The organism is Pedobacter nutrimenti (assembly GCF_003208655.1).
Taxonomy (GTDB): Bacteria; Bacteroidota; Bacteroidia; order Sphingobacteriales; family Sphingobacteriaceae; genus Pedobacter; species Pedobacter nutrimenti.
Window position 1 is genome coordinate 143273 of sequence record NZ_QKLU01000007.1, and the last position, 20754, is coordinate 164026.

Annotated in this window: 12 protein-coding genes; 10 read left to right on the plus strand and 2 right to left on the minus strand. The window is 40.8% G+C overall.

Annotation, left to right across the window (positions count from 1 at the left end; genetic code table 11):
- Position 1: 1 nt before the first annotated feature.
- Positions 2–808, minus strand: coding sequence for an MlaE family ABC transporter permease (locus tag B0O44_RS18820; protein ID WP_110833651.1), 807 nt, complete (start codon positions 806–808; stop codon positions 2–4).
- A 278-nt stretch (positions 809–1086) separates the two neighbouring features.
- Between B0O44_RS18820 and B0O44_RS18825 the strand changes: the two genes are divergently transcribed.
- From B0O44_RS18825 to B0O44_RS18870, 10 genes are all read left to right on the plus strand, one after another.
- Entirely contained in the window at positions 1087–1662 is a 576-nt protein-coding gene (locus B0O44_RS18825; RefSeq protein ID WP_245943715.1) for an RNA polymerase sigma factor, read from the plus strand.
- 95 nt (positions 1663–1757) lie between these two features.
- Positions 1758–2885, plus strand: coding sequence for a FecR family protein (locus tag B0O44_RS18830; RefSeq protein ID WP_110833653.1), 1128 nt, complete (start codon positions 1758–1760; stop codon positions 2883–2885).
- A 238-nt stretch (positions 2886–3123) separates the two neighbouring features.
- Complete coding sequence (locus tag B0O44_RS18835) at positions 3124–6507, plus strand: TonB-dependent receptor (RefSeq protein WP_110833654.1); 3384 nt, start codon at positions 3124–3126, stop codon at positions 6505–6507.
- A gap of 12 nt (positions 6508–6519) precedes the next feature.
- Positions 6520–7983, plus strand: coding sequence for a RagB/SusD family nutrient uptake outer membrane protein (locus B0O44_RS18840; protein WP_110833655.1), 1464 nt, complete (start codon positions 6520–6522; stop codon positions 7981–7983).
- 12 nt (positions 7984–7995) lie between these two features.
- Complete coding sequence (locus tag B0O44_RS18845) at positions 7996–9879, plus strand: glycoside hydrolase family 97 protein (protein WP_110833656.1); 1884 nt, start codon at positions 7996–7998, stop codon at positions 9877–9879.
- Between the two features lie 6 nt (positions 9880–9885).
- Positions 9886–12174, plus strand: coding sequence for a glycosyl hydrolase family 95 catalytic domain-containing protein (locus tag B0O44_RS18850; RefSeq protein WP_110833657.1), 2289 nt, complete (start codon positions 9886–9888; stop codon positions 12172–12174).
- Positions 12175–12347: 173 nt separating this feature from the next.
- The gene (locus B0O44_RS18855; protein ID WP_262512050.1) at positions 12348–15011 is read left to right on the plus strand and encodes a TonB-dependent receptor; all 2664 of its coding nucleotides are present in this window, start codon (positions 12348–12350) and stop codon (positions 15009–15011) included.
- Positions 15012–15022: 11 nt separating this feature from the next.
- Positions 15023–16354: a DUF4876 domain-containing protein gene (locus tag B0O44_RS18860; RefSeq protein WP_110833659.1), complete on the plus strand. Its 1332-nt coding sequence runs from the start codon at positions 15023–15025 to the stop codon at positions 16352–16354.
- Positions 16354–17883, plus strand: coding sequence for a DUF6850 family outer membrane beta-barrel protein (locus B0O44_RS18865; RefSeq protein ID WP_110833660.1), 1530 nt, complete (start codon positions 16354–16356; stop codon positions 17881–17883). The genes B0O44_RS18860 and B0O44_RS18865 overlap by 1 nt, the downstream gene beginning before the upstream one ends.
- Before the next feature lie 6 nt (positions 17884–17889).
- Entirely contained in the window at positions 17890–19029 is a 1140-nt protein-coding gene (locus tag B0O44_RS18870) for a cytochrome-c peroxidase (RefSeq protein WP_110833661.1), read from the plus strand.
- A 30-nt stretch (positions 19030–19059) separates the two neighbouring features.
- On the opposite strand, the gene glgP is transcribed toward B0O44_RS18870, so the two are convergent.
- Positions 19060–20709 carry an alpha-glucan family phosphorylase gene (gene glgP, locus B0O44_RS18875; protein WP_110833662.1) on the minus strand — a complete coding sequence of 550 codons (1650 nt, stop codon included), beginning with the start codon at positions 20707–20709 and terminating at the stop codon, positions 19060–19062.
- Positions 20710–20754 lie beyond the last annotated feature (45 nt).

The window sequence follows — 20754 nt, forward strand, 5'->3', positions numbered from 1 at the left end:
ATCAGGCTCTAAATAAACTAAAGAATTGGACAGAAACAACTTCTTCAATAAAAATCAGAAACATAGCAATGACCACAGCTGAATTGGCTGCTTTACCCACACCTTCGGTTCCTTTGGAAGAATTATAGCCCTGATAACAGCCCACCATCCCGATGGTAAAGCCAAACAAAATGGCTTTAATGGTAGAAGCGGTGATGTCAAGGAAAGTAATTTGTTCTAATGAATATTGAAAAAAGGCTTTTGCACTGGTGCCTTCACTCATCGATACATTTAAAAGAGAGCCCAGTAAGCCAACCAGCGCCGTATAAAAGGTCAGAATGGGCATGGTAATGGTTGCTGCAAGTACACGGGTTGACACCAGAAATTTAAATGGATTTGTGGCAGAGACCTCCATGGCATCAATTTGTTCGGTCACACGCATGGAACCAAGTTCTGCCCCAATACTGGAACCCACTTTACCCGCAGCTATTAAACCCGTTAACAAAGGAGCAAGGGTCCTGAGTAATGCGATGCCCACCAGAGAGGGCAGCCAGGAAGTTGCACCAAATTCAGAAAGGGATGGCCGCGACTGTTTGGTGAATACCACACCTGTAATAAAGCCTGTTGTGGAGATCAGTAAAGCAGAACGGTAACCGATTTCATAGCATTGTCTCAACAGCTCCTTTCCTTCATAAGGAGGAAGAAATCCTTCTTTGAAAAAGCGCATGATAAACCTGTTTACATCATATATGGTTAAAAACATCCTGGATAGTTTTCCTGGTGTTTTTACCTCTTCATTCAGTACGGGGGAATTCTCGGTATTCTCCATTTAACAGAGATCGTATTTGTTGTTTGTATTTTTTATTCTTTGTCTTAACGAAGGAATCATAAGCTCTGGTATTTTCAATGAACTGATCAAGATCCTTTTTTAACAATTCTGATCATCAAACCTTGAGCCAAAGTTAATAATAGATAACAAGTTGTCAGTAAATAATTGAATTTATTGAACACAATGAAATACTTGTTTTTCTAAAACGTTTGCGCTGAATTATTTAGTAATCGTTGAAAATATCCATAGTTTTAGTACCAGGCTAATTTAAAAAAATATTGAAATACAGCGTATGTACAGATGAAGAGCTGTTTGCCTTTTTAAAAGACGGCAACCATGATGCCTATGCCGAAATTTTTGAACGGTTTTATGGGATTCTTTTTGTACATGCACTAAAAATGCTTCGCAATCAAGAGGAAGCAAAGGACATGGTACAAGAGCTGTTTGAAATGCTTTGGACAAAACGCGAAAATATTTTTTTAACAGGAAGCTTATCTTCTTATCTGTATGCTACCCTTCGCAATAAGATACTCAATCTTCTGGCTCATGAAAAGGTGCGTCGTAAATATGTGAACTCACTGGGGCAATTTATGGAGCTGGAAAAATATGAAACAGACTTTTACATCAGGGAAAGGGAGTTAAAAAGAAAAATTGAACATGAAATTGCTGCTCTTCCTTCAAAAATGGCAGAAATTTTTATCCTGAGCCGAAAGGAATTTCTTTCTCATAAAGAGATTGCGTCTAAACTCAAATTATCTGAACTGACGGTCAAAACACAGGTAAAAAGAGCGATTAAAATTTTAAGGCCCAAGCTCGGCTTTATAATTGGATTGATTTCTTTACTGCGTTTGTAAGACATTCTTTACGCGCAGATAAAGGAACCAAAATATTTTTTGAACGGCGTACCCCCAATGCCCCCTTCATTCTGTCTTAGTGGAAAAATAGTAGAATGAAGGATCCCGGAGAATTACTGGACAAATACAACTTAGGTCAGTGTACAGAACAGGAGAAAGCTATTGTAGAGAGCTGGTACCTGAGTTTGGGCGGTCCGGGGGCTCCGGATCATTCTTCTGAAGGAATTGAAGAAACGAAAAAGGAAGTATGGCGCGCGCTTGCAGGATCCAGCAGTAAAGGCAGGTCTTTTAAACTTTGGTATAGGCTCATCGCAGCAGCGGTTGTCCTGATTGCAGCGTTACTGTTTGTTTTTTATCCTACCGGGCGCAGAAATGAGGATCGTTTAAAGTCCGCGTCTTTGGCAGGTGACATTGCCCCTGGTGGTAATAAAGCATTTTTAACCCTGGCCAGTGGAAAAAAAGTTTCCCTGACAGACGTAACTCCCGGTACAGCCCTAAAGGAGTCAGGCTTGACCATCACCAAAACTGCCGAAGGAAAACTGGTTTATACGGTATCGGGTAATGCAGGGACTTCCGACCAGCACAATTTAATAGAAACCCCTAAAGGAGGCCAGTATCAGGTCAATCTTCCTGATGGGACAAAAGTTTGGCTGAATTCGGCTTCTTCTCTGCTTTATCCTTTGCGTTTTTCCAACGGAAAACGCCTGGTTGAATTGAAAGGAGAGGCCTATTTTGAAGTTTACAAAGATAAAGCGCATCCTTTTGTGGTAAAGACGGCCAGTCAGCAGGTCGAAGTTCTGGGAACGCATTTTAACCTGAACAGTTATACAGATGAACAGGAAGTTAAAACAACGTTAATGGAAGGAGCTGTTCGGGTGTCTGCCATGCTCAAGAACGGTCAAGAGCGCTCAAAAATACTGAAGCCCGGAGAACAGTCTGTATTGACTTCTGGTCAGTTAACCGTCTCTGTTGCTGATCTGGAGTCTGCGCTGGCCTGGAAAAACGGGGATTTTATTTTTGAAGGAGAAGAACTTCAAAGCATAATGCGGGAATTGTCCAGATGGTACGATGTAGAAATTACCTACGAAGGGCATTTTGAACCTCTGCATTTCGGAGGCTATGTTTCCAGGGAAAAAAATATTTCTGCTGTACTCCGCATTATGGAATCCACAGGTAAAGTCCATTTTAAAATTGAAGGGCGAAAAATTATCGTCCGTCATTGAAATTAAATAATAACCAAAATAAACCAAGCGACATGACAACAAGAGCAATAATTCAGGATCCTTAGCCAGATGCTAAGCCACTAAAAAACCGGAAGCGCTTCGAACCACTCCCGGTTAAGATCATTGGGCTTATCCTCAGCTAATTAATTTCGTCTAAACCCAACTAACCAAATGTATGAACTTTTGTAAACAATCGGTATGCAGGCCGCCCGGCTTGCTACACAAATTTCTGTTGATAATGAAATTTACAGTAATTTTATTGATCACAGCCTTTCTGCAGCTTGCCCAGGCAAGTAAAGCACAACGCATTACCATTTCAAAAAAGAATGCCAGTTTGGAACAGGTATTCAGAGAAATCAGAAAACAAAGCGGTTATGATTTCTTTTATGACATCGAAGATTTGAAAAGGGCAAAGAAGGTTGATCTTTATGTAACTAATGAAACACTGGAAGAAGTTTTAAAACGTTGTTTTTCCGATCAGCCTTTTACTTATATACTGAAAGAGAAGACTGTGGTCGTTCGAGAAAAAGAAGAGTCAAAACTGACTAAATCCACACTTGAACTACAGCAATTAGAACTTAAGGGAAAGGTGACCGATGAAAAGAACGGTCCTTTACCTGGCGTGAGTGTCAAAATTAAAGGCACCAATATCGGGGCCATGACAGACCCGAATGGAAATTATGCATTAAAAATTCCAGATGGAAACGGCATACTCGTTTTTAGCTTTATAGGATTTGAAGCACAGGAAATTCCTGTACAGAACAGAAGTACCATTAATGTTGTTCTCAAAGAGGAAAACAAAGCCCTTACTGAAGTTGTGGTGGTTGGGTATGGTACACAAAAAAAAATCAACCTTACCGGTGCAGTTGCTGCTGTAAGTGGTACAGAACTGACCACCAGGCAGGCCCCCAATACCACATCTTTACTTCAGGGAAGGATGCCTGGGGTACAGGTGGTACAGAATTCCGGACAACCGGGCGCAGAAAGTGCAAGCATACAGATCAGGGGCCTTGGAACCTTTAGCGGTGCATCAACAAACCCGCTCATTCTGATTGATGGTGTAGAGGGCAGTCTGGACAATGTGAACCCCAACCAGATTGAAAATGTATCTGTACTTAAGGATGCTGCCTCTGCGGCGATTTATGGTTCAAGAGCGGCTAATGGTGTGATTCTGGTGACTACTAAATCCGGTAAAGCTGGCAGGCTGAATATTGATTACAGTTATAATTTTGGAAGCCAGCGCGCTACTTCTGTTTATGAAAGGATTACCAATTCGGTCCAATTTATGGAGTTGCTGAACAAGGCCATCAATTATACCGGAACCAATGCCAATCAATTGTACACAGCTGCTCAAATTGAAGAGTACCGTCAGGGGGCCATTACAAATCCGGCACAGTACCCGAGTTATGACTGGATGAATGCAATTTTCAGGACAGCGCCCATGCAGCAGCATTACCTGAGCGTAAATGGGGGCAAAGAGGGAACAACTTATAATTTTGGGGCTGGCTATCTTAATCAGGACGGTATTTTAATTGCTACCGGTTACAAAAGATATGATGCCCAGTTCAATTTTAAAACCAGTCTGAACAATAAAGTTACTTTTGGGACCAATATTGCTTTTTCCAAGGGAAACAGGAACGAAACTGCCCTGAACAATAACTTTGATGGCAATTCCACTGAAGATCAGATTTTAAGTGCCCTGGCTGCGCATCCGACCTTTAGTCCTTATTTGCCGGATGGTAGTGGAAGATATTCTGCCAAGGCCTATATACAGGAAGGCGGCAATAAAAATCCCGTGGCCACCGCAGAAAATGGAGGCAGGTATATTCAGAATTATTATACACTGGCTTCTGCATTTTTGGATGTCGATATTCTTCCAGGATTAAAGGGGGAAATTAAAACCGCCATCAAATATAACGACCGGCAAACCAAAGTGCATGTTGTTGGTATTCCGGGTTATATGTTTTTACCAGATGCCAATGGACAGTATTTGTACAACACGCAATGGAACGGAACTGTGGGAGAAAACAACCTCACTGTCCGCAATGAAAAGGACGTGCAGTATACCGTATTTGGAACGCTGAATTACAATAAAACCTTTGCCGATGTCCATAATTTTTCTGCTTTGATGGGTTTGAGCCAGGAAACTTTCCGATACGATCGTTTGCAAGGTTTTAAAAGGAATGCACCATCAGATGACCTGCTTGAACTGGGTGCTTATTCTCCCGGAGGACAACTGGCAGATGGCTATGCCTATGAATGGGCTTTGCAGTCTTTGTTTGGAAGGGTAAATTACAATTATAAAGAAAAATACCTGCTGGAAGGAAATTTCCGTTACGACGGTTCTTCACGTTTTCCTTCGGGTAACAAATGGGGATTTTTCCCTTCGGCTTCCGCTGGTTGGAGAATGTCACAGGAAGATTTTATGAAGTCGGTCAAGTGGGTGGATAACCTTAAACTGAGGTTTTCCTGGGGGCAAGTGGGAAATCAAAACATAAACCGAAGTCTAGGGGGAGAATCCATGCCTTATCCTTATCAGGAAGTACTTAATCCATTGTTGTACAATATTGGTGGTTCCTTGCAGCAAGGGGTTACTCAGACCGACCTGATCAACCGGAACATCACCTGGGAGACGACAACGGTAACAGATATTGGTTTGGATTTCAGTTTGTTTAAGTCGTCTGTTTTTGGCTCTATTGACTGGTACTCGAAATACACCACGAACATTTTAAGGACTTTACAGGTACCTGATTTTATTGGCATTTCCGGCCCTACAGTGAACCTGGGTGAAATGAAAAATACAGGATTGGAAATTTCCCTGGGTTATGAAAACAAGATCAACGATTTTCATTTCAAAGTGATGGGGAATTTTGAAACCTATAAAAATAAAGTGATGAAGTTTGGTTCCAGGGAAATCGACAGTGGCAATGGCTTTATCAGACAGGAAGGCTTACCTTATAATTCTTATTATATGTATGTTTTTGATGGGATTTATCAAAACCAATCGGAAATTGACAACGGTCCTGTACCGCTGGTGAAACCAAAGCCCGGTGATATGAAATACAAGGATGTCAGCGGCCCGAACGGTGTACCGGACGGCAAGATCACGACCGATGACCGGGTAGTGGTGGATGGTGCTTTTCCAAAGTTTAACTATGGGCTGAGTTTTAGTGCGGACTATAAAAATTTTGACCTGAGTTTCTTTTTCCAGGGTGTGCAGGGCAGAAAGATTTATGTGAAAGAATGGGGAATTGCACCCTTCAGACAGGCCGGGCCGCCCCCTACCTTATGGGAAAATGCATGGGACGGAGAAGGTACTTCCAATACAATTCCGCATATTTTTAATGAAAATTATGCCCCCAATACACAGGTGTCAACCTGGTGGCTACAGAACGCTTCTTACCTGAGGCTAAAGAACCTTCAGTTTGGCTATAATTTTCCATCCAAATGGACCAGTAAAGCCAAAATCCGTGCACTTCGACTGTATGTTTCCGGAGATAACCTGTTGACTTTTACAGATTTCTTCAAGGGAAGCGATCCGGAACGGGCTTCGGCAAGCGGACGTGCAGCCATTTATCCTCAGGCAAAAATTTATTCATTTGGTGTCAAAGTGACCCTTTAACCATATAAACAGATGAAAACATATATTCAAATCGCTTTTATACTGATTACCGGTATGTTGCTGGTTTCTTGTAAAAAAGTTTTAGATAAAGACCCACTTTCCAACCCTAATTCGGGGAATTTTTGGAAAACCGAAGGAGAGGCCAATAAGGCCCTGATTGCTTGTTATTATAAAATGAAAGAACCTATATTTTCCAATGGGCCAGGCCAAAGTGGTAATTTCCTGTTTTGGGAGGCTTTGTCCGATAATGCTTCAAATACTTCAAACTATGAATCTTTTGATGTGGTGATGCGTGGTGACCACAATTCGGCGACAACAGGTATTGTGAGCAAATCTTTTACCTTTGGTTTTCAGGGTATCGCCTACTGTAATTATTTTCTGGACAATATTGACCGCGTACCGGCAATGGCTGAAAGTACACGCAACAGAATGAAGGGAGAGGCTTTATTTCTAAGATCCTATTATTACAATGATCTGGCACAATTGTACGGTGACCTTCCAATAATTCTGAAACCTGCTAAACTGGATGGTGATTTTATGCAAACACCACGATCTGCAAAAGCAGATGTGGTGGCGCAGATCCTGAAAGATCTGGACCTGGCCATTTCTTATTTGCCGGCAACAGCCTATTCGGATGGCAGGGCAGTAAAAGGTTCTGCTATTGCCTTAAAAACAAGGGTCTTGTTGAACAATCAGCGTTATCCGGAAGCTGCGGATGCAGCCTGGACCTTGATCGGGGATGGCGCCAACCCTTTTCGTCTTTCTTCAAATTATGCCGGCATTTTTTTTGGGGATCAGGCGAACAACAAAGAAATCATGTTTTCTGTGCAGTTTAAAGCACCAGATGACTATCATTCTTTAGATCAGGTGGTTGGCGGCAGGATGGCTGTGTTTCCTACTGTTGAGCTTAGGAATGCCTATGAGACTGGCGATCCAAGGCGAAAGATGACTTTATTTGAGGCTGGTGATCCCTGGGCTTATAATCCGGGAGGCTTTAAACAAACCGGAAGCACTGCTGAAGGACAAATACCCTATACCAATATGGCTTTTCGAAAATGGGTCAATACAGCTATAAATAATGCTTCGGGCGCAACCTTAAGCGATCAGCACATGGTGAAAATCCGTTATGCAGATTTGTTGCTGATGTATGCGGAGGCTATGTTTGAAAGCGGTCAGGGGGGTGATCCCAGGGCATTGAAAGCCTTAAATGATGTCCGGGCGAGGCAAGGGGTAAATATGCCACCTAAAGCGGCACTGACCAGGGAGATCATCAGAAATGAGCGAAGGGTGGAACTTGCCTTTGAAGGACTGCGTTATAATGATCTGATCCGGTGGAAAATTGCCGATCAGGTATTGCCTCTGGTACCTTATGATGGAAAAGGCACCAAGAGAAAGTTTAAATCCTTCCTTTTTCCAATTCCGTTAAGCCAGATGGATATTATGAAAGGGGTCTGGACACAAAATCAGGGATTTTAAATTTTTAAAAGGATGATTAAATTAAACTTGTTGTTCTTACTGCTGCTGATGCCAGCAGTAAGAACTTTTGCTGCTGGTGGGCAGCTGATCCAAAGTCCGGATAAAAATGTAAGTTTCAGGGTTTTTATTGAAGAAGGACAGCTGAATTATTCTATAAGCTATATGGGGAAACCAGTCGTTGAGCCTTCAGCCATCCGGATGTCCCTAGATGAATCGGAGCTCGGTAAGGGAATGATTTTTGGCAAAATAGAAGGTTATGAACTTAAGGAAAGTTATCCATGGTACGGGGTTCATGCTGTTGCACAGAATGAGTTTAGAGGGGCAAAAATAGAACTGATCAAAGGAAAAGAACGATATACTTTAGAGGTAAGGGTATTTGATCATGGAGCTGCTTTTCGTTTAGTGGTCCCTGGAGAGAAAAATGTTTGGAGGACCCCAGATGAAAGTACCGTATTTACCTTTCCTAAAGGAACTGTAGCCTGGTATCATGATTTGTATATGCACTATGAAGGCCTTTATGCAAAGAAACAGATGGATCTGGTCGAGGCAGGGGAATGGGCTGCACCAGCAGTTACTTTGCAACTCCAGGATGGGCTTTACCTCTCTGTTACGGAAGCCAATCTGAAAAATTATGGAGGAATGGCTTTGCAAACTGATGGGAAAAGAGGGATGACATTGAGGTTGCCTTCCAGCCAACCAACCTCTTATCCTTATAAATTGCGATACAGCGCTGCAGATACATTGGCATTATCAAAACCTGCAGTCCTATCGGGCACAGTGACTACACCGTGGCGGGTACTGATGATCGGAAAGGACTTAAATGCACTGGTCAATAATGATATGGTTCATAATTTATGTCCTGCTCCCGACCCTAAACTCTTTCCGGATGGAATTTATACCGAATGGATAAAACCTGGCCCGGCGGTGTGGAAATACCTGGATGATGGGGGGGAGGGCACGCTGGCCAATATGAAAGAATTTTCGAGAATGGCAGCTGAACTGGGTTTCAAACACAATATCCTGGAAGGGTTTTGGAATAAGTGGTCCGATCAGGATTTAAGGGCGCTGGTTGAATACTCCAGATCAAAAAATGTGGGAATTTGGTTATGGGAACATTCTAAAAACTTGAGGGATCCCAATAAAAGGAGGTCTTTTTTTAAACATTGTCATGACCTGGGCATTACAGGTCTGAAAATTGATTTTTTTGACCATGAAGCCAAAGCGGTTGTGGATTTGTACCAGGATATTTTAAAAGAAACGGCAGAGCTGAAGCTCATGGTGGATTTTCATGGGGCAAACAAACCAACAGGACAGGAAAGGACCTGGCCGAATGAGATGACCCGTGAAGCTGTAAAAGGGATGGAAGCCAGTAAACTGGCTGACCGGGCCAGCCATGAAGTCACCCTGCCTTTTACCCGTTTTATTGCAGGCCATGCAGAATATACACCTGTTCATTTTGGGGAACGTCGTAAAAACACGAGCTGGGCACACCAAATCGCTAGTGCAGCTATTTTATCAGCCCCTTTGCTGACTTATGCGGCAAGTCCTGAGCATCTTTTAGCCAATCCCGCAGTAGAAATGATTAAAAGTATTCCATCTGTCTGGGATGAAACCATTGTATTGCCGGGCTCTGCTATTGGAGAAGCAGCTTTATATGCCAGAAGAAAAGGAAATACCTGGTTTCTGGCAGTGATGAACGGAATAAAACCTGCCGGATTTAGAGTGCCCTTGTCTTTTTTAGGACCTGGAAAGTTTAAAGCTTTGGAAGTTAAGGATGTTGAGGGAAATAGTGCAGATGTTAGCCTGAGCAGTAAGGCATGTAATTCATCTGATGTGGTGGAACTGCAATTGGCAGAAGGTGGAGGATATATCGCCAGATTTATAAATTTAAAATAAACCGAAATGAATGCCTTGTATAAACTGATGATGATCGCAATTCTGTTATTGAATTTAAACGGACTTATGGCACAGGAAATTTATGCGGGGCGTTATAAGGCTATTTTTAAAGAACCACCCCAAAAGGTACCTACAGCAAAAACACCAGATGGCCCCCTGGCCGGCAATGGGGATATCGGACTGACCATGGGAGGAACGGCAGATCAAATCCGTTTTTTTATCGGAAAGAACGATTTCTGGCGTGCCTATCCGGTATACCCTGGTGGAGGGATTGCTTTTCCGGGAAGTCTGGAATTTGATATACCTGCTCTGCAAGGGGGAACTTTTTATGCAGAGCAGCACTTGGACAAAGCGGATATTGAAGCTGTGTTTAAAAAAGAGCATTTAAAATTGAATTTAAATGCCTTTGTAACAGCCAGGCAAAATACAATTGTGTTTGAGCTGGAGACGAATCAGCCGATCAGCTTAAAACTGAAGTTAAAGGCAGCTGAAGGGAACACTGCAGTTACGGCTGCCGGTCAATCGGATGAGGTATACTGGGTAAGCCGGTCTTTTGAGCACAGCCCCCTACTGGAATGGCCAGCCCACATAGCAATGGCCTTAAAAACGATTCCTGCTGTTACTGATTTTTCCGGTGAAATTACTTTGTATCCAGGAAAGAAAAAGGTGTTTGCCCTCACTGTTTTTAGTAATCAGGATTGTCCCGACTGGAAGGAAAGGACCATAGCAGAAGCAAAACAGATCAATGCACCTGAAATTATAAAGATGAAGCTGGCCCATCAGGACTGGTGGGCCAGCTTTTGGAAGGCTTCAAATGTGAGAATAGGCGATACTCTACTGGAAAAATATTATTATGCTTCCCAGTATTTATTTGCCTGCAGTTCGCGCGGGGATAAATTTGCCCCTGGTATATGGGGTCCTTTTATCACAAGGGATTCCAGTGCCTGGGGAGGGGATTATCATTTGAATTACAATTATCAGGCACCTTACTGGGCTGCCTACTCCTCAAATCATATTGATCTGACAGCCAATTTTGACCAGCCCCTGCTCGATTACATGGAAAAAGGGAAAAATCATGCGAGGGAATTGTTGGGGATACGGGGCATTTATTATCCGGTTGGGATAGGACCTAAAGGTTTGGTGACCACCAGATGGCCATTGAGCCCCGATGAAATGGAAAAGCGATATGCTACCAGGGAAAATACTATTGATGGTGGATATAAGTTTCTTGGCCAGAAAATCAATGCAGTTTTTAGCGTGAGCAATATGCTCATGCGGTTTTATAGTACTTATGATCAAAATTATGCTTTAAAAGTCTATCCGTATCTGCTGGAATGTGCCGACTTTTGGGAAGATTACCTGAAACTTGAAAACGGAAAGTACGTGATCTATATGGACCATTACGGAGAAGTGATGCCTAATTTAAGGAATAAAGGACAGTGGCGGAACCAGCTCGGGGATTTCAATTCTACTTTGTCGCTTGGGCTGGTTAAAATGCTTTTTAAAGGTCTTGTGGATATGAGCGTTTTTCTAAAAAAGGATGGGCAGAGACAGGCAAAGTGGATGGATATTCGGGACCACATCAGCTCTTTCCCCCTTGGGGTAATACAGGGCAGACAAAGCTTAAAAAGTGTGGAAAGAAGTCCATCTGAATGGCATCAGGGTGTGATGGGTTTGGCACGGGTTTCCATTCACGGACTTGTTTTACCATCGGGCGTATGCGGACCGGTAACAGACCCGGTGTTTAATCAAATTCTGCTGAATGATGTGGCGCATTGGAAAGATAAAATTAATGACCCGGCGGACTGGGGAAATACACTTGGAAATGGAATTGAAACCTGTTTTCCAGCGGCGGTAAGGGTAGGGTATCCGGCAGATGAAATTATTAAATATCTGAAAGCCAGAATAGCAAAACAATCTTATCCAAATTTATGGATTACGGCCGAAGGGGGCGGTATAGAAACCCTTTCAGCGGTCCCTTTAGCCATTAATGAAATGCTGTTGCAAAGTTATGAGGGACTGATCCGGATCTTTCCGAACTGGAATAAAAACAAAGATGCAAGTTTTGAAAAGCTCAGGGCTTACGGAGCTTTTACAATCAGCAGTAAATTAAAAAACGGGCAAATTCTCTATGTAAACATCAGCAGCGAAAAAGGACGCAATTGTATTCTTGAAAATCCGTGGCCCGGTCAAAAAGTAAGGGTTTACCGGAATGGAAAGAAGGCGGAAATTCTGAGTGGAAAACGCTTTAATTTGAAAACTTTTGCCGGAGAAAAAATAAGTTTAAACATATAAAAGCGTGTTGTTTATATCTTGGAGTATGCTATTGGTAACAAAACAGTTATGTAGAATTGTTCTAAATAATTTGGATACTTAGTGTTTAAATTACATCTTTGCGGCTAATTAAGAATTAGTCTAAATTGAAGAAACCTTTACTGTTATTACTTTTCCTGTTTGTTTCCGCTCCCTTGATTTTAAAATCCCAATCCAGAACTGGTCTTAAAATCCGGGGCCTTGTTGTGGATAAAAAAAACCAACCCATTGAATTTGCGACCGTTCTGTCTGAAGAACTTTCTTTCACTGGTTATACAAATGACCATGGGATTTTTGAACTGAATATAGACCTTACCAGGTTTAAATCATTTGACCTGAGTGTTAAAATGATAGGAAAAAAGGGACTGGATACAGTAATCATTTTGAAACCTGGACTTCAAGAGTTGACCTTTTCATTACCAGACCTTAATTTTTCTTTAAAAGAGGTACAGGTAAATGAGGTTCGTAAAGCAAAATCTTCCAATTCTTCGATTGTGTTCGACAGACAGGCTATAGAGCAGGTTCAGGCTTTTAGTCTTGGAGATATTCTTAACAATCTCCCCGGAAAAAAAATAGCACCACCAAACTTACAAAACCCAGGGAATATCACTTTGAGAAGTGAAGCCTCCGGTGCTCATGCACTTAATAATGCCTTAGGAACAGCAATTATTTTGGATGAAATTCAGCTGTCGAATAATGCAAATATGCAAAACAGAAATGTTGGCAAGTTTGGTCTGGCTGGATCTCTTTTGGACAGCAGGTCTTACGGAGGCTTTGATGTGACTTTCGGTGGAATAGATCTTAGGGAAATTCCTGCTGATAACATTGAGAGTATAGAAGTTATTTCGGGAATTGCCCCTGCGAAATATGGAGATTTAACAGATGGTGCAATTATCATCAATCGTCAGGCAGGTAAAACAGCTTACCAGTTCAGCAGTAGAATCAATGCTGGTTCCTCCAATTTTTCTTTATCCAAGGGATATATTTTAGGAAAGAAAAGCGGAGCGGTTAATGTTTCTTTAAACTATCTATTTAGCGAACAGGATCCAAGTGATCCAATAAAGTCTTATAAAAGGATCAGTACGGGTTTAATGTGGAGTTCTTACTTGTTTAAAAATTTCAAGAATACGGTTTCACTGGATTATAATACACGTTTGGATGATGTGAAATTAGATCCTGATGTGGGAAGGGAGTATATGACCTATGCCAAATCAAGAAATTTTTCTGTTTCCAACCGGGCATCCCTAAGTTTTGAAAACGAATTTTTTAAATCCTTGTCATTTAGTTTTGGCTATAGTAAAGGTTATCAGGAAACGTACAATCAAAGCTATATTAATAATGCACCAAAACCTATTGCAGATAAGGATACTATTGGTTTGTATGAAGGGTATTATATTCCCGGCTCTTATACAGCGGTCGAGCACTTGCTTGGAAAACCTTCTAATTTGAATTCAAATCTTAGTTTAAATACTGAATTAAGAACTGGAAAACTGATCCATCAGCTTAGTGTTGGGTCTAATATTTATTATGCCGGAAATAATGGACAAGGAGTGATTGTTGACCCTGAAAAACCCAGATGGGCCAATCAGGGATATCAAAATGAAAGACCTTATGACTATGAGTCTTTGCCTTCTATTTTTAATTATGGTCTGTATGTGGAAGATCATTTTAAGCTTAATGTTCTAAACAAAGAACTTCAGGTCAATGCAGGTTTACGCTATGATGTGCAGAACAACAGGGGCGATTTCCAACCCCGGGTTAATTTAAAATATGGAATATCTTCCCGAATAAATATTAATGCAGCATTTGGAACCTCTACAAAAGCACCAGCCCTGGCTCATCGCTATCCTGCACCAGTGTATTTTGATCTTCCAGTACTCAACGCCTATAACGGTTATACAATTGAAAGCGTGTATCTTGTATATACTGATAAAATTGTACCGGATAACAGCCACTTAAAACCTTCTAAGTCCTCACAGGTAGAGGTGGGATTAAGTTATAAGGATGATTTTATCAGCAGTTCTTTTTTTGCATATTTTAAAAAAAACAGTGATGGATTTGGAACTCTAACCAATTTCAGAACGTACATAACGCCGGTTTTCAATTATGTATATCATAAGGGACAACGGCCGGAGTATTATCCTAATGGAGAATATAAAGATTGGATCGCTTCCTATTATACTCCAAACAATAGTTTGAGTAGTAACAACTATGGGGCAGAATGGTTTATCTCTACAAAAAAAATCAAGACAATAGAGACCAGTTTTAATTTGACAACTACTTTTTCCTATAGTTCGTCGAAAAATGCTTCTGAAACAATACAACAGGCCGCTGCCAATTACATTAGTAATAGTTATAAAGCCTGGTTTGGAGTCTATCCTTCGGCTAGGACAGAAGATTATTCAATTAGCAGTAAGCTCACAACAACAACTCATATTCCTAAACTGGGTTTTGTTGTGAATTTTTTGGCTGATATTTTCTGGGTAAAACAACAACGGGTTTTAAAAATGGGCTATCTGCCTATCGCTTATCTGGACCGGCAACTTAAACGATATGAAATCTCTGAGTTTAATCCGGATAATACAGATTACAATTACCTCGCTTTAAGTTCTTCGGCCAATAGCAAAACAACGCAACCATTTGTTTATGCAAATTTATCAATAAGAGTTGCAAAAGAAATTAGCAAGTTTATAAGGATGTCTGTGAATGCTTACAACGTATTTAACATAAGGAACAGGTATTACAATCCAAATTCAAATTCTGTTATCAATTATACTTATCCCGTAAGTGTAGGAGCAGAGCTAAGTATTAAATTTTAACAATTCGTGATATGAAAAAAATCCAACTCTTTTCTTTACTATTTATTCTTGTTTGTGCATTGTCGGCCTGCAAGAAAGACAATCCTGAAGTGGGGGCCGTTGCCGCAACTTTCCAAGTTAAATTTGATGAACAAATTGCTGGGTTAGGTTTGTCTCCTTTAAACACAGAAATAACGTTAACCAATCAGGTCAATGGTCAAATCAATAAGGCTAAAGCAGATGCAAATGGTCTTGTTACCTTTAGCAGTATCATACCCGGAAAATATATTGCTGTGGCGACTTTGACGATTAAAGCGAAAGATTATAGCAACTTAACAGGTGTTTACACAGCTGAGGACGTTGTTTTTAATGCCAATATAAATGCGGTTGTTGGTGATAATTCAGGGACATTGGTTTTGAATATGAAGACCGGAAGATTGGGCGACTGGGTATTGAAACAAATTTATTATGGTGGATCAAGCACTACTGACGGGGCTGTATTCAGGGATCAGTTCATCGAGATTTATAACAATTCTAATGAAATTATGTATGCAGATAGCCTATGCATTGCGTTGGTTAACGGAGTAAATAGTATTACACAGGATCTGACCAAACCCTGGTTTCTTTCAACTGGTCAGTTTGATTGGACAAAATCGCTGACCATGAATAATAGCAAAGCAAATTCTGATTATATATATGCGACAACTATAGTCCGTATTCCTGGTACAGGAAAGAAGTATCCGGTTGAACCTGGAAAAAGTATCATTATTGCCCAAAATGCCTTGAATCATAAAGCTCCGTATACTAATAATGCTGGGAAGGAAGTCGGGGTTAAAAGACCAGAACTTACGGTTGATTTGAGCCATGCTGATTTTGAAGCTTATTATGGGGACCTACCCGGTATTAATGTCCTGGCAACGGATATCGATAATCCATTAGTCCCTAACCTTGTCGTATTGTATAGAATATCTGACCGTGACCTGATTTTGGATGCCAGGGGACAAGAAGCCATCGTATTGTTTAAAACAAAAAACGATATTTCTTCATTTCCTAAATTTCCTGCTCCAGATGCGTTGGCCATCACTTCTTCAACTGCTCAGTACGTACAACTACCGAATTCAATGATTATAGATGGAGTAGAATTGGCCGCTACCGTCGACACAAAGCGTGTTCCGCACCGCTTACCTTCTGAAATTGATGCGGGTTTTACATTTGTTCCGGGTGGCTCATATTCTTCTCAATCAGTTATCCGGAAAACAGGTAAAACAGTTAACGGGAGAAAGGTTTTAAAAGATTCCAATAACTCTTCTGAAGATTTTGATTATCTGTTGATGGCAGATCCTTCCAAGAATGCTTTTAAATAATGAAAGTTAAAATAATTATTGCTTTATTGTTGCTGTCGGTGCGCTTATTTGCTCAGGAAAAAAAAGCCGCCGACAGTAGCTTTTTTTTTAACATAGCCTTAAATAGTCTGGAAGCTTCTAAGCAGAATGCAACTTTTTTACTCAGAAATGGAGAAGATCAGATTAGTAAAGTAAATCTGGAATATACCAGACAAGGTGGTAATTACAAAAAGTCGCAGAGCCCAGGTTCTGGTTATGATATTACCTTCAATGCGGATGGAATAAAAAAGCTGAACAGGTTTAAACTATATGGAAGTTTTGCTTATACAAAAAGTAGACAACAGGACCTGGCCTATGCATTAAGGGGAGAAGAGATAGACGATGAACCTTTTTATTACCTGGCCGGAAAAGCCGGTGATTTTGCACGGCAAAAGTATCATGGAAGAGGAGTTATAAGCTATGAATTAATCCGGGGTAGTTTATATTTATCTTCTGGCTTTGATTATATCTATTATTTGTCTGATAGGTCTATAGATCCAAGAATGTCTTTAAACTGGTTTGATTTAAAGGCCAGGCCAGAGCTCACATTTGTTACAAAAAAAATTAACATCGGCATTGGTGCACATATTGGATATGGTACAGAGACAACGACAATTAAATATAAAAATAAGGATTACTCCGAAGGGGTGTTGTATCCTGACCGGATTTCATATTTAAATTATGGCTATGGTTATGTTGTTAGAAGACAAAATAATTTTTCAAGAAGAAAACAGTACAATGGAGCCAGCCTTCACTTTTCAGGAAGTACCGGTCTCTGGGATGGGATGGCCACTTTAGATTATCTCCAGAGCAAGGAGAAGAATATGCAATCCTTGCAATCCTCTCTTCTAACAGATCCTTTTAGCGATTATACCAGTGACAAGTTAAGTGGATTTCTGTTGATGACCCGTAAATACAAAAATAATGTAAAACAGGTCGAAGCAAGCTATAGCCATCTGGCAGGAGATGATTATGTGTACGATCTTTTAGGGAAAAATTATATGGCTAAAAATACGCATGCAAGTCTTTCCTTCAGGAATTCTGATACTTATGGTAAAAGGACATTTGAATGGGGAATGTCGGCTGCTTATACAAAATCCTCAAAGAGGGATATTGTATCTGCGCATTTTTTTGAATACAGTAATATACAACCTGGTTTACATGCGGCTTATTATTTGGTATGGCCAGATAAGAGCCGGTTTTCTATAGGGCTGGCCCCTTCTGTAATTTTACCAATGAAAACAGATATACTTGTGCCTGTAACTCAGGAGACAGAATTTACCAGAGGGGTAGTGTATCCAGATTACGCTTACCGATTGAGCACTTCTGGAATGCTGAACTTAAATTTTAGATATATAAATACAACTTTAAGTAAAACTTTCAGAACTGGTATTGAATTCAACTCGGGATTGGTAAAGGCCTTTAATAAACCGGAAATTAATTTTACAGCTTATTCTTTACCAGGTGATTACAGGTATACTGCGAACCTTTCTTTGAATCTATATTTTTAATATTTTATGAACAAAGTCTTCATGTCCATGGCCATTATTTCGGTCTTTCTATTGCTTTTATCCTTTAGGTCTTTTGAATTTAAGCAGGGGGACGATTTGTCAGTGGATTCACTGAGAAAATTATATGCCGGACCTGCCCTAAAATGGCCTAAAGCGACCATTGATTCTGGCGTAGTGTATAACGAACTGGGGGTGTTGCCACCTTCTCCTGTAGACATGACAGTGGATAGCAATAAAAACAAAGTAAAGCTGGGGAAGATCCTTTTCTTTGACCCCCGCTTATCTGAGTCCAATCAGATTTCCTGTTCCAGCTGCCATGCACCTGATTTGCACTGGGCCGATGGAAGAGAGGTTTCCATTGGACATGACCACGCAGCCAATTCCAGGAATGCACCGGTACTTGAAAATGTATGGTTTTTTAAAACCTTATTCTGGGATGGAAGGGCTTCCAGCCTGGAAGATCAGGTACAAGGGCCTTTGACTTCTGCTATTGAAATGCATCAGGACATGAAATCTCTACCCCAAAAATTAGCGAAAATCAAAGGTTATAAACCTTTATTTGAAAGTGCTTTTGGGGATGGCAAGATCAATACCGATCGTATTTTTAAAAGCCTTGCTACTTTTCAAAGGACGATTGTGAGCCGTAAAGCTGCCTTTGACCGTTTTTTAGAAGGGAATAAGAAAATGATGACTGACCAGCAGATTGAAGGCTTGCATTTGTTTAGGACCAAAGCCAGATGTATGAATTGTCATAACGGACCTTTATTTACTGATAATGAATTTCATAATGCAGGCTTAACCTATTATGGAAGAAAATATCAGGATCTGGGACGCTATAATGTAACCAAAAAAGCGGAAGATGTTGGTAAATTTAAAACTCCGGGGTTAAGGAATGTGATGCGTACAGCACCCTGGTTTCACAATGGGCTGTTTGGCAATATGGATGGGGTAATGAATATGTATAATGTAGGAATGCCGGATCAAAAACGTAAACCGGAACAATTGAATGATCCGTTATATCCTGTTAAGGATAAACTGTTAAAACCGCTTCACCTGACCCCGGCAGAAAAAGCAGCAGTGATTGCCTTTTTGTATTCCATCAGCACAGAACCCTGGAAAGATAGATCCCCTGAACTTCCTCAATAATATAAATAAAAGGGCCTTTAGGCCCTTTTATTATAAATACAATTTCTGATCATATTCCTCTACCATTCTTCCGGAGTCAAACCGGGGAACAATTTCCTTTGCAGCGGTTTTTAGTATGGACAACCATTTATTCTGGTCCGTATAGTACATCGGGATTACTTCATTTTCAAGTTTATCCAATAAAGCTGTAGCTTCAAATACATCCTGATCACTTTCGGTCAGTTCCCGGGAGGCTGTGGGGATAAGAAAAGCATTTTCATGGTCCTTTGCAAATTCAGGTACCCAGCCGTCGGGAACAGAAAGATTAATGCTGCCATTCATGGCCGCAGCCATTCCACTGGTTCCTGAGGCCTCTCGGTACATTTTTGGATTGTTGAGCCAGACATCAGATCCTTTTTTGAGTAATGCGGATAAACCAAGTTCATAGCCGGTCAATACAGCACAATTTTTAAGAGGACGGCTGCTGATAATGATCTGATTGAACAGTTCAATGGCCTTCTGGTCTTCAGGATAAGGTTTTCCAGCCCAAATGATCTGGACCGGATATTGCTCGTTGTGGATTAATTTGACAAACCTGTCCCAGTCGCGCATTAAAAGATCGGCCCTTTTATAGGCAGCAAAACGCCTGGCCCAGACAATGGTCAGCACTTTAGGGTCAAATAATTTGCCGCACTGATCGGCTACCGTTTTAAACAAAACAGATTTTAATTCTTTTTTTCTGTCTGCAATGTCCTGATCATTATCCTGTGCCACGGCTTTTTCCAGCTCGTTGTCTTCCCAGTAATTTTTGTTCTGTGCATTGGTGATCGAGATAATTTCGCAGATGTCAGGGTAATGCCCCCACATTTCCCGCGCTACTTCTCCATGGAGTTTGGAAACCCCATTTGCCTTTCTTGCAAAGCGAAGTGCAGCTAAAGTATAATTCAGCTGTTCTCCTTCAATGTTTAATAAATACTTCACTTCATGATCCTGCAAATGGTAAAAGAAAGACATTTCCTGGAGCAGGTCAAAACGATGTTCTTCATTTCCGGCAAGTTCAGGTGTATGTGTGGTAAATACGAGCCTTTTTTTTATTTCCTCCAGGCTTTTGTATTTTGCATAAAGATAGAAGTTTAAAGGCAGTGAATGCCCTTCGTTCATATGGTATACATCAATATCTAACCCTAAAATATCCAGGAGCATAGCACCACCTATCCCAAGGATCATAGATTGGGCAATGCGGGTAGACTCATTCGAATCATATAGTCTTCGGGTAATGGCTTTGGATACTTCGTCGTTTTCGTCCAGATCTGTACTGAGCAGATACAGAGGTGCTGAACCAAAGGTTTCCGGATGGAGCAGATAAGCTTTAACATGAACAGGAGCATTATGTACCGGTACGGTGAAAGTAATTCCTGTATCTTCCAGAAAAGAATTGTCTTTTTCAACGAAGAAAGGCTTCATATTGATGTTTTTGTCACGCAACTGGTCATAATAACCGTATTTCCAAAGCATTCCGATACCAATTGTTGGATGTTTTAATTCATAGGCACTGCGTAAATGTGAACCCGCAAGAAAGCCCAAGCCTCCGCTATATATTTTTAAGGCTTGGTCTATTGCAAATTCCATAGAAAAATAGGCAACCGTCTTTTTATATTTTTTGTCTGGGGAATATCCGAAAATCTGTTCTTTGCTGATCATAATGTGAAAGGAATTTATTTGTTGCAGTTTAATGAACTGCCATTA